The 12,042-nt window shown below is 68.5% G+C and carries 7 protein-coding genes; 6 read left to right on the forward strand and 1 reads right to left on the reverse strand.

Features of this window, described 5'->3' with window-relative positions:
• Positions 1 to 48: 48 nt before the first annotated feature.
• Complete coding sequence (gene glgP / locus AB7I40_RS20215) at positions 49 to 2,625, reverse strand: alpha-glucan family phosphorylase (RefSeq protein ID WP_428345201.1); 2,577 nt, start codon at positions 2,623 to 2,625, stop codon at positions 49 to 51.
• Between the two features lie 161 nt (positions 2,626 to 2,786).
• Between glgP and AB7I40_RS20220 the strand changes: the two genes are divergently transcribed.
• The 6 genes from AB7I40_RS20220 (at position 2,787) to AB7I40_RS20245 (ending at position 12,018) form a co-directional block, all read left to right on the forward strand.
• Positions 2,787 to 4,781 (forward strand): alpha-1,4-glucan--maltose-1-phosphate maltosyltransferase, encoded by a 1,995-nt coding sequence (locus AB7I40_RS20220; protein ID WP_428345200.1) that lies wholly within the window; start codon positions 2,787 to 2,789, stop codon positions 4,779 to 4,781.
• Positions 4,778 to 6,484, forward strand: coding sequence for a maltose alpha-D-glucosyltransferase (gene treS, locus AB7I40_RS20225; RefSeq protein WP_428345199.1), 1,707 nt, complete (start codon positions 4,778 to 4,780; stop codon positions 6,482 to 6,484). The genes AB7I40_RS20220 and treS overlap by 4 nt, the downstream gene beginning before the upstream one ends.
• Positions 6,481 to 7,917 carry a maltokinase N-terminal cap-like domain-containing protein gene (locus AB7I40_RS20230; RefSeq protein ID WP_428345198.1) on the forward strand — a complete coding sequence of 479 codons (1,437 nt, stop codon included), beginning with the start codon at positions 6,481 to 6,483 and terminating at the stop codon, positions 7,915 to 7,917. Before treS ends, AB7I40_RS20230 begins: the two co-directional genes overlap by 4 nt.
• 67 nt (positions 7,918 to 7,984) lie before the next feature.
• Positions 7,985 to 10,147, forward strand: a complete 2,163-nt coding sequence (gene glgB / locus AB7I40_RS20235; protein WP_428345197.1) for a 1,4-alpha-glucan branching protein GlgB — start codon at positions 7,985 to 7,987, stop codon at positions 10,145 to 10,147.
• A gap of 138 nt (positions 10,148 to 10,285) precedes the next feature.
• Entirely contained in the window at positions 10,286 to 11,320 is a 1,035-nt protein-coding gene (locus AB7I40_RS20240; protein ID WP_428345196.1) for an NUDIX hydrolase, read from the forward strand.
• A gap of 104 nt (positions 11,321 to 11,424) precedes the next feature.
• Entirely contained in the window at positions 11,425 to 12,018 is a 594-nt protein-coding gene (locus tag AB7I40_RS20245; protein ID WP_428345195.1) for an acetate uptake transporter, read from the forward strand.
• Positions 12,019 to 12,042 lie beyond the last annotated feature (24 nt).

Here is a 12,042-nt window from a genome sequence, read left to right on the forward strand (position 1 = left end):
CGGAGGTTCGACTGCATACCTTGATGAACCACCCCCCACCACCCAGAGCTACGGCAGGGCCACCACGCCGAGTTCGGCGGGTGAGGCGAGCAGGTCGTTCTGGGGCAGCACGCGCACGGTGTAGCCGAAGGGACCGGTGCGGGCCAGCTCGACCGACCCCTCGTAGCGGTGCCGTCCGTCCTCATAGCTCTCGGTGGCCGCCAACGAGACCGACTCGGTGTCGACGAGGTCGTCGTCGTGGGCGATCGTGCCGAACACCAGCTGCACGTCCACGTCAGCGGGGCTCAGCGAGCCCAGGGACACGTAGGCGCGCACCGACATCGTGGAGCCGATCTCGGGGGTGGCCGCCACGCCCTGGGACTCGACGTGCTCGACGTGGACGCCGGGCCAGCCTGCCCGGACCCGCTTCTTCCACTCGGCCAGCTCGCGGGCGCCTTCGTAGTCGGAGTTGACCGCGCGCCCGGAGATCGCGGCGGGCACGTAGAGGGTCCGGACGTAGTCCTTGACCATCCGCGAGGCCAGCACCTTCGGGCCCAGCGACTTGAACGTGTGGCGCACCATCTCGACCCAGCGCGAGGGCACTCCGCTCTCGTCGAGGTCGTAGAAGCGCGGCGCAACCTCGTTCTCGATGAGGTCGTAGAGCGCGTGAGCCTCGATGTCGTCGCGGTGATCGGGGTCGTCGATGCCGTCCGCCGAGGGGATCGCCCAGCCGTTCTTGCCGTCGTACCACTCGTCCCACCAGCCGTCGAGGATCGAGAGGTTGAGGCCGCCGTTGAGCGCCGCCTTCATCCCGGACGTGCCACACGCCTCGTAGGGCCGCAGCGGGTTGTTGAGCCACACGTCGCAGCCGGGGTAGAGCGGCAGCGCCATCGAGATGTCGTAGTTGGGCAGGAACGCGATCCGGTGTCGCACCTCGGCGTCGTCGGCGAACTTCACGATCTCCTGGATCAGCTTCTTGCCACCGTCGTCGGCCGGGTGGGACTTGCCGGCGATGATCAGCTGGATGGGACGATCCGGGTCCAGCAGCAGCCGCTTGAGGCGGGCGGGATCGCGCAACATCAGCGTGAGCCGCTTGTACGACGGCACCCGGCGCGCGAACCCGATCGTGAGCACATCAGCGCTGAACGCCGAGTCGACCCAGCCCAGCTCGGCAGCGGCCGAACCCCGCTCCAGGCACGAGGCCCGCAGCCGGTTGCGGGCGTCGTCGACCAGCCGCTGGCGCAGCACCCGCTTGGTCGACCACAGGTCGGTGCCCGGGACCCGGTCCACGACGTCGAAGACGGCAGCGTCGCCGGAACGGGTGTCGGCTCCGGCGGCCGCAGCGAGCTCGAACACCTCGCGCGCGACCCAGGTGGGCGCGTGCACGCCGTTGGTGATCGAGCCGATCGGGACCTCTGCCTCGTCGAACGCGGGCCACAGCCCGTTGAACATCCCGCGCGAGACCTCACCATGGAGCAGGGACACGCCGTTGGCCCGCTGGGCAAGACGGAAGCCCATGACGGCCATGTTGAAGACCCCGGGATCCCCGCCGTCGTAGTCCTCGGCCCCGAGGGCCAGGATCCGCTCGACCGGGACGCCCGCCGCAGGACTGTTGCCACCGAAGTACTGCGTGATCAGCTCGCGCGGGAAGCGGTCGATGCCCGCCGGCACCGGGGTGTGCGTGGTGAAGACCGTGCCGGCTCGAGACACCTCGAGGGCAGTGTCGAAGTCGAGCTGGGGGCCGCCCGGGTCGGCGGTGAGCTCGCGGATCCGTTCGACCCCGAGGAAGCCTGCGTGTCCCTCGTTGGTGTGGAAGACTTCCGGGGCGGGCGCACCGGTGAGCCGGGAGTGCACGCGCAGCGCCCGGACCCCACCGATGCCCAGCAGGAGCTCCTGCAGGAGCCGGTGCTCGGAGGTGCCGCCGTACAGGCGGTCGGTGACGTCGCGCAGCATGCCGTCGTTCTCCTCCATGTCGGAGTCGAGCAACAGCAGCGGGACGCGTCCGACCTGGGCGACCCAGATGCGCGCCACCAGGTCCCCGCCACCGGGCACGGCGATCGCCACCCGGGCCGCGGTGCCGTCGTCCTCGCGCAGCAGCGAGATCGGGAGGCCGTCGGGGTCGAGGACCGGATAGGTCTCCTCCTGCCACCCGACCCGGGAGAGCGACTGGCGGAAGTAGCCGTAGCGGTAGAGCAGGCCCACGCCGACGATCGGCGCCCCGAGGTCGGAGGCGGACTTGAGGTGGTCACCGGCGAGGATGCCCAGGCCGCCGGAGTACTGCGGCAGCACCGAGGTGATCCCGAACTCGGGCGAGAAGTAGCCGATCGCCGCCGGACGCTCCTCGGCGGGTAGCCGCTGGAACCACCGGTCGCCGGACAGGTAGTCCTCCAGGTCTCGCGCGATCCGGTCGAGGTGTTCCAGGAAGGCTGGATCGGCCGCGAGCTCGGCCAACCGACCAGTGCCGACGGCGCCCAGAAGCCGGACCGGGTCCCGGCCGGTGGATTCCCACAGGTCGGCATCGATGGCGCGGAACACGTCCTGCGTCTCGGGGTGCCAGGACCAGCGGAGGTTGACCGCCAGAGTGCCCAGCGCGGTCAGCGCGTCGGGGAGGACGGGACGGACGGTGAATCGTCGGATTGCTCGCACGACAACGGACCGTAGCCCACTTCGACTGGATCGATCCAACTACTCGTGCGTAAAAGGTTTGCTGGTCGGCTCGACGGGCACGAGCACCGAAGCGTCGTACGGCGCGCCCGTGCTCAGGTTGCCGCTTGCGCCGGACTCTGCGATTCGGAAGTGTGGGGCACATGGTTGGTCGTATCCCCGTCATGGAAGTGGCACCGCTGGTCGATCGCGGTCGTCTTCCCGCCAAGGCAACAGTCAACGAATCGTTCCCGGTCTTCGCCACCGTGTTCCGTGAGGGACACGACCAACTCGGAGCCGAGGTGGTCCTGACCGGCCCCGACGGCGTACGCCGCGCCCCGGTGCGGATGGAGAACACCGACAACGGGCACTTCGACGTCCCCAACCGCTACGTCGCGTGGGTCACGCCCGACACTGAGGGCGCGTGGACCTTCGAGGTGCAGGCCTGGTCCGATCCGCTGGGCACGTGGGAGCACGATGCCGGCATCAAGATCCCGGCCGGCATCGACGTCGAGCTGATGTTCACCGAGGCCCGGCTGCTGCTCGAACGGGTGCTGAAGGAACTCCCGGCCCGCAGTGACGAGCGCACCCATGTCAAGGCCGCGATCGACGCCGCCGCCGACGTCGACCGTCCCGCCGGGGCCCGGCTCGCGGTGCTGCAGTCAAGCGAGCTCGCGGCGGTCCTGACGGCCCACCCGCTGCGCGACCTGCTCACCATCGAGGGTCCCTTCCCAGCCTTCGCCGACCGCGAGCGGGCGTTGTTCAGCAGCTGGTACGAGTTCTTCCCCCGATCCGAGGGAGCCACCAAGGACCCGGTGACCGGAGAGGTCACCAGCGGCACCTTCCAGACTGCCGCCGAGCGCCTCGACGCCGTGGCCGACATGGGCTTCGACGTGATCTACCTGCCGCCGATCCACCCCATCGGCGAGGTCAACCGCAAGGGTCCCAACAACACGCTGACACCTGGCCCGAAGGACACCGGTTCCCCGTGGGCCATCGGCAGCAAGGACGGCGGCCACGACGCCATCCACCCCGACCTCGGTGACTTCGCGGACTTCGACGCCTTCGTCGCACGGGCCAAGGGGCTCGGGCTCGAGGTGGCGCTCGACCTGGCGCTCCAGGCCGCTCCCGACCACCCCTGGGTCACCAGCCACCCCGAATGGTTCACCACCCGGGCCGACGGGACCATCGCCTACGCCGAGAACCCGCCGAAGAAGTACCAGGACATCTACCCGATCAACTTCGACAACGACCCGACCGGGCTGTGCCGCGAGGTCCTGCGGATCGTGCGGATGTGGATGAGCCACGGTGTGCGCATCTTCCGCGTCGACAATCCCCACACCAAGCCCGTCGCCTTCTGGGAGTGGCTGCTGCGAGAGGTCCGCCGGACCGACCCCGATGTGCTCTTCCTGGCCGAGGCGTTCACCAAGCCGGCCATGATGCACGGGCTGGGTGCCATCGGGTTCCACCAGTCCTACACCTACTTCACCTGGCGCACGGCGAAGTGGGAGATCGAGGCCTACCTGCGCGAGCTGTCGACCCAGTCCGACCACCTGATGCGGCCGAACTTCTTCGTCAACACCCCCGACATCCTGCACGCCTACCTGCAGTACGGCGGGCCGGCGGCGTTCAAGATCCGCGCCGTCGTCGCGTCGACCGGATCCCCGAGCTGGGGGGTCTATGCGGGCTACGAGCTCTACGAGCACGTCGCGGTGCGCCCCGGGAGCGAGGAGTATCTGGACTCGGAGAAGTACCAGATCCGGGTGCGGGACTGGAAGGCTGCGGAAGCCGATGGGCGCACGCTGGCGCCGTACCTCACCCGGCTCAACGAGATCAGACGCCAGCACCCGAGCCTGCAGCAGTTGCGCAACCTCACGATCCACAGCAGTGACGACGAGTCGGTGCTGGTCTTCTCCAAGACCTCCACCGGCCCGGACGGCGAGGACACCGTGATCGTGGTGGTCAACCTCGACCCCCACGGGGCACGCGAGACCACCATCCACCTGGACATGCCGGCCCTCGGCATGGACTGGCACGACTCCTTCCAGGTGCACGACGAGATCAGCGACGCGACCTGGACCTGGGGCGAACGCAACTACGTCCGGCTCGACCCGGCGTACGAACCAGCACACATCTTCGGTGTGCGGAGGCCACATTGAGCGACCTGTCCACGACCGGCGACACCCCCGACTGGTTCAAGACGGCCGTCTTCTACGAAGTGCTGGTGCGCTCCTTCCGCGACTCCAACGCGGACGGGACCGGCGACTTCAAGGGCCTGGTGGAGAAACTCGACTACCTGGCCTGGCTCGGCGTCGACTGCCTGTGGGTTCCCCCCTTCTTCCCGAGCCCGTTGCGCGACGGCGGCTACGACGTGGCCGACTACATCGGTGTGCTGCCCGAGATCGGCACCGTGGAGGACTTCCACCTGTTCCTCGACGAGGCCCACAAGCGTGGCATCCGGGTGATCATCGACTTCGTCGCCAACCACACCTCCGACGCCCACGCGTGGTTCCAGGCCTCGCGATCGGACCCTGAGGGCCCCTACGGCGACTTCTACGTCTGGTCCGACACCGACGAGAAGTACGAGGACGCGCGGGTCATCTTCGTCGACACCGAGCCCTCGAACTGGACCTGGGACCCGGTGCGGCAGCAGTACTTCTGGCACCGCTTCTTCAGCCACCAGCCGGACCTCAACTACGACAACCCGAAGGTCCACAACGCGATCCTGGAGGCCCTCAGCTTCTGGCTCGACATGGGACTCGACGGCTTCCGCCTCGACGCCGTGCCCTACCTGTACGTCGAGGAGGGCACCAACGGCGAGAACCTGCCCGCGACCCACGAGTTCCTGCGCAAGGTACGCCGCTTCGTGGACACCAACTACCCCGGACGCGTCCTGCTGGCCGAGGCCAACCAGTGGCCCGCGGACGTCGTCGACTACTTCGGTGACTTCGAGTCCGGTGGCGACGAGTGCCACATGTGCTTCCACTTCCCGGTCATGCCACGCATCTTCATGGCCGTGCGCCGGGAGTCCCGCTTCCCGATCTCGGAGATCCTCGAGCAGACCCCGGCGATCCCATCGGGGTGCCAGTGGGGAATCTTCCTGCGCAACCACGACGAGCTCACCCTCGAGATGGTCAGCGACGAGGAGCGCGACTACATGTGGGGCGAATACGCCAAGGACCCCCGGATGAAGGCCAACATCGGGATCCGCCGGCGGCTGGCTCCGCTGCTCGACAACGACATCAACCGCCTGGAGCTCTTCAACGCTTTGCTCCTGTCGCTTCCCGGCTCCCCGGTGCTCTACTACGGCGACGAGATCGGCATGGGCGACAACATCTGGCTCGGTGACCGCGACGGCGTGCGGACGCCGATGCAATGGACGCCCGACCGCAACGCGGGCTTCTCGTCGGCGACGCCCGGCCGGCTGGACCTGCCACTGATCCAGGATCCCGTGTTCGGCTACCAGAGCGTCAACGTCGAGGCACAGCTGGAGAACTCCTCCTCGCTGCTGCACTGGACGCGCCGCATGATCCATGCCCGACGCAACCACCCGGCGTTCGGCCTCGGGGACTTCCACGACCTGGGCGGCTCCAACCCCTCGGTGCTGTCCTACGTCCGCGAGCACACCGACGCGGAGGGCAAGCAGGACGTGATCCTGTGCGTCAACAACCTCTCGCGCTTCCCGCAACCGGTGGAGCTCGACCTGCGTCGCTACGAGGGCCGGGTGCCGATCGAGCTGCTGGGCGGTGTCACCTTCCCCGGAGTCGGTGAGCTGCCGTACCTCCTGACGCTGAGTGGCTACGGGTTCTACTGGTTCCGCCTCATCGCCCGCGACGACACCGAGGAGGCACCGCTCCTGTGACGCCCGACAAACGTCTTCCGGATCCCCAGTTCTTCGCCACCTACCTCGAGCGCACCCGGTGGTTCGGCGGCAAGGGCCGCGGCTTCACCGTCACCGACGTCCTCCGCTTGGGTCAGGTCCCGGGATCGAGCGAGGACGGAACGCGGGCGGTGATCTACCTGGTCGAGCTCACCTACACCGACGTGGCTGCCGACGCCGCTGACCGGACCGACCTCTACCAGGTGCCTCTGTCCTTCTACACCGACCCCGAGTCGCGCCTCGACCATGCCTTCGTGGGTTGGTGGGAGGACCCCGACCACGGGTGGGTGCATGCCTACGACGCGCTGCACGACCGCGAGGCCATGGCCTGCTGGCTGCGGTCCTTCGCGCAGGCAGCCGAGGAGGAGAGCGGCCCCGCCGACTCGCCCAGCCCGCTGGTCTTCCACCGGCTGCCCGGCCACGAGCTCGACCTCGAGGCCCACTCCGCGCTCTTCAGCGGCGAGCAGTCCAACTCATCGGTGGCCTTCGGTGAGGACGCCCTGATGAAGGTGTTCCGTCGGGTCACCCCCGGTATCAACCCGGACATCCAGATCCACGAGGTCCTGACCCGGGCGGGATCCGAGCACGTGGCGGGGCTCTACGGCTGGCTCGACACCGTCGACGCCGCCAGCGGCAGCGTGATGCAGCTGGCCATGCTGCAGCAGTTCCTGCGCACCGCAAGCGACGGCTTCGAGCTGGCCAAGACCAGCGTTCGCAACCTCTACGCCGAAGGCGATCTGCACGCCGACGAGGTGGGAGGCGACTTCGCGGCCGAGGCCGCACGCCTCGGCATGGCGGTCGCGGAGGTGCACGAGGCCCTCCGTAGGGCCTTCGAGGTAGGCACCGTCGACGCAGGGTTCGTTGCCGGCCAGATGCGGGAGCGGCTCGTCGCCGCCCAGGCCGTCGTACCCGAGCTGGCGCAGCACGCGGCAGCTCTGCGGACCCTCTTCGAGCAGGTGAGCACCCTCGGCGACGTCACGGTCCAGCGCATCCACGGGGATCTGCACCTGGGTCAGACGCTGCGCACCAGTCGCGGCTGGAAGATCGTCGACTTCGAGGGCGAGCCGGCCAAGCCGCTGGCCGAGCGGATGCTGCCGGACTCGGCCTGGCGTGACGTGGCCGGCATGCTGCGCTCGTTCGACTACGCTCCCCACGTCGTGGAGCGCACCGCCGCCGACACCGACAGCGAGGGTGGAGCGCAGCGGGCCTACCGCGCCAACGAGTGGGCCACCCGCAACCGGGAGGCCTTCGTCGACGCCTACATCGGCCGGGAACCGACCCCCGCCGAAATGCTGCTGCTGCGTGCCTACGAAGCCGACAAGGCGGTCTACGAGGCCGTCTACGAGGCTCGCAACCGACCGTCGTGGATCCCGATCCCGCTGGCCGCCATCGCACGGCTGGCGGGGACTCCGTGACCCCGCTACTTTTGCCCAGCACGACCCCGGCTGATCGCCAGCCGGTCGACGAAGGAGTGGACCACCGATGACTGGAGTCCGACCGATCGACACCGCCGAGCTCGACCTGCTCATCAACGGCGCTCACGGCCATCCGCACGCCGTGCTCGGGCCCCACGTGCACGAGGGCTCGGTGACGGTCCGCGTGCTCAAGCCCCTCGCCAGCTCGGTGAGCGTCATCAGCGGCGGCAAGGAGACCCCACTCACCCATGAGCACGGCGGCATCTGGGTCGGCGAGCTCGCCGTCGCCGACGTACCCGACTATCGCGTCGCTGTCGCCTATGACGGCGGACCGGCCACGACGTACGACGACCCCTACCGCTTCCTGCCGACCCTCGGCGAGACCGACCTGCACCTGATCAACGAGGGGCGCCACGAGCAGTTGTGGCAGGTGCTCGGCTCCCACGTGCACCACTACGACGCCGACGTGTCCGGTGCCTCGTTCGCGGTGTGGGCGCCAGGTGCCCGAGGAGTGCGCCTCAAGGCCGACTTCAACAGCTGGGACGGGCGCGAGCACCCCATGCGCCAGCTCGGGACCTCCGGGGTGTGGGAGATCTTCATCCCCAACATCGGCTCGGGGACCCAGTACAAGTACACCGTCCACGGCGCCGACGGCGCCTGGACCGACCGCGCCGACCCGATGGCCTACCACGCCCAGATCCCGCCCGACACCGCCTCGGTGGTCTTCGAGTCCCACTACGAGTGGAACGACCAGGCCTGGATGCAGGCCCGGCCGGGCAAGCAGCCGGTCAACGAGCCCATGTCGACCTATGAGCTGCACCTGGCGTCCTGGCGTCGCGGCAAGTCGTACGACGAGCTGGCCGACGAGCTGGTCCCCTACCTCTCCGACCTGGGGTTCACCCATGTCGAGCTGATGCCCGTGATGCAGCACCCGTTCGGCGGCTCCTGGGGCTACCACGTGACGTCGTACTTCGCCCCCGACTCGCGCTTCGGCAACCCGGACGGCTTCCGGTTGCTCGTCGACCGGCTGCACCAGGCCGGCATCGGCGTCATCCTCGACTGGGTTCCCGGGCACTTCGCCACCGACCCGTGGGCCCTGGCCAGGTTCGACGGCACTCCGCTCTACGAGGACCCCAACCCGCAGCGCGGATGGCACAAGGAGTGGGGCTCGCACATCTTCAACTTCGGTCGTCGCGAGGTCCGCAACTTCCTCTACGCCAACGCGCTCTACTGGCTCGAGGAGTTCCACGCCGACGGGCTGCGCGTCGACGGTGTCGCCTCGATGCTCTACCTCGACTACTCCCGCGAGGCCGGCGAGTGGTCGCCGAACATCCACGGGGGCAGGGAGAACCTGGAGGCGGTGCAGTTCCTCCAGGAGATGAACGCCACCGTCTACAAGCGGGTGCCCGGCGCCACGACGATCGCCGAGGAGTCCACCTCGTGGCCGGGCGTCACCCGGCCGACGAGCGACGGCGGCCTCGGCTTCGGTTTCAAGTGGAACATGGGGTGGATGAACGACTCCCTGGGCTACGCCGAGCGGGATCCCATCCACCGCTCGTACCACCACGGCGAGATGACCTTCTCGCTGGTCTACGCGTTCTCCGAGAACTTCGTGCTGCCCATCTCGCACGACGAGGTGGTGCACGGCAAGGGATCGATGCTGCGCAAGATGCCGGGTGACCGCTGGCAACAACTGGCCAACCTGCGCACCTTCCTGGCGTTCATGTGGGCCCACCCCGGCAAGCAACTCATCTTCATGGGCACCGAGTTCGGCCAGGAGTCGGAGTGGGCGGAGTCGCGCGAACTCGACTGGTGGCTCCTCGACCACCCCGAACACCGGGGCCTCCAGTCGATGATCCGTGACATCAACCGGGTCTACCGGGAGACGCCGGCCCTGTGGAGGCAGGACAACGATCCGGCAGGGTTCCAGTGGATCGATGCGAACGATGCCGCTCGCGGGGTCTTCTCGTTCATCCGTCGCGCCCCTGGGGAGCCCGACCTGGTCTGTGTGGCCAACTTCGCCGCCGTACCCCATCACGGCTACCGGCTGGGGTTGCCCTCCAGCGGTGGCTGGTCGGAGGTCGTGAACACCGACGCCGAGGCCTACACCGGGTCAGGGGTCGGCAATCTCGGCTCGATCGAGGCCTCTCCCGGCGAGTGGTCCGGCCAGCCGGCGTACGCGGATCTGGTCGTGCCGCCCCTGGCCACGGTCTGGTTCCGCAAGGACTGATCGCTGACTCGGGGCGGGAGGTTCATCAAGGTATGCAGGCCAACCTCCACTTCCCACGATGAATTCGTCAAGGGAAGCGTCGGTTGGTCTGCATCACATGGTGAACCATGTTCACGGACCTCCGACTAGGGTGAACCAGTGACCGAGCAGCCGACCCTGACCGACGGCGAGGTCACCCTCCGGCCCTGGCGCGACACCGATGTCGAGGCAGCCGTCTCGGGGCACGATGAGGTGATCGCACAGTGGGTGGGCGACTCCGCGTCGCCCAGTCACGACCGACACCGGGCCGCTGTCGCCGGATGGCGCTCCGGGTCTGCCGACGGATCCGTGCTCAACTTCGTGATCGAGCGCGACGGTCAGGTGGTGGGCAACTGCGAGGTCCGCCGCGAGTCCGACACCACCGGTGAGCTGTCGTGGACGTTGTACGCCGGGCATCGCGGCCGGGGCAGTGCGGCTCGCGCCGTGCGGATGCTCGCGGACTGGGCACTGACCGCCACCGGCCAGGGAGGACTCGGCGTCGGCCGGGTCCAGGCGAGTGTCGAACCGGCCAATGAGGCCGCCCTGCGGGTGGCGACCCGCTCCGGCCTGCGACGTGAGGGCGTACGCCGGGTGGTGCCTGGAACGGGTGCCCGTGCCGAAGCGACCGAGTACGTCGTGCTGGCCCGCCTGGCCACCGATCCTCCGCTGTCGAATCCCGAGGCCTTCCGGACCCTGCTCAACTCCTTCCTGCCCCGCAAACGTGCGATCAGCCAGATGCTGGTGCGCGATCCGGCCGGCCGGGTCCTGCTGTGCCAGCTCACCTACAAGCCGGACTGGGACCTTCCCGGAGGTGTGGTCGAGGTCGGCGAGTCGCCGCGCGACGCGGTGAGTCGTGAGGTGGAGGAGGAACTGGGGCTGACGATCAGCGCCGGAGCGCTCGTCCTCACCGACTGGCTTCCCGCCTGGAGCGGCTGGGACGACGCGGTCTGCCTGGTGTTCGACGGTGGCATCCTCGACCCCGCCGAGCTCGAGCGGATCGTGCGGCAGGAACGGGAGATCCGCTCTGCGGAGTTCTGCGACCCCGCCCAGGTGCGCAGCAGGGCCACAGACTTCACCGCTCGACGGATCGAGGCGGCCCTGTCCAACGTGGACGGTGCCAGCGGAAACTACGCGGAGTCCGGTCGTCCCTCCTAGCCGGGACGACGACCAGTGGCGCGACCTGGCCCCGATCGAGCAGGAGCGGGCCTGTCCGTTTGCCCAGTGGGCAGGCCCGGATGTCGCCGCTAGCGTGCCGAGGCATGACCGACACCACGCTCGCCCCCGTCAGCTCGCCGCCCATCACCAGTCTCGGCGATCCCTTCCCCCTCGGCCTAGCCAGCTTCGGCATCTCGGCGCTGGTGCTGGCCAGTGTCATGTCGGGCCTCATCGACCCGCTGGCGACGCCGGCGGTCCTCTCCCTCGCCCTGGCTCTCGGGTTCTTCACCGAGGCCATCGCCGGGGTCCTGCACTTCATGCGTGGCGAGACGTTCGCCGGCATGGTGTTCACGACGTACGCCGGGTTCTGGCTGAGCTATGCGTTGCTCGTGCAGTTCTACGCTCCGATGGTGACTGCCGACGCAGCAGCGATCACGGGCATGTTCCTGCTCGCCTGGGCCATCTTCTCCACCTACATGCTGCTGGCTGCGTTGCGCACCAACCTGACCACGATCGCGATCTTCGTGGTGCTGTGCGCCGTGTTCTACCTGGCTGCCTTCGGTGCGTTCGCGAGCAGCACGGGGTTGGGTCACCTGGCTGGTTACCTCCTGATCGTGGACGCGCTCCTGGCGCTGTACGCCTCGGCGGCCATCATCGTGAACACCACGTGGGACAGAACGGTGCTTCCGGTCCCCTGACCCCTGCACTGGGGGTGGGATCGC

This window comes from Nocardioides sp., assembly GCF_050246775.1.
In the GTDB taxonomy this organism is placed as follows: Bacteria; Actinomycetota; Actinomycetes; order Propionibacteriales; family Nocardioidaceae; genus Nocardioides.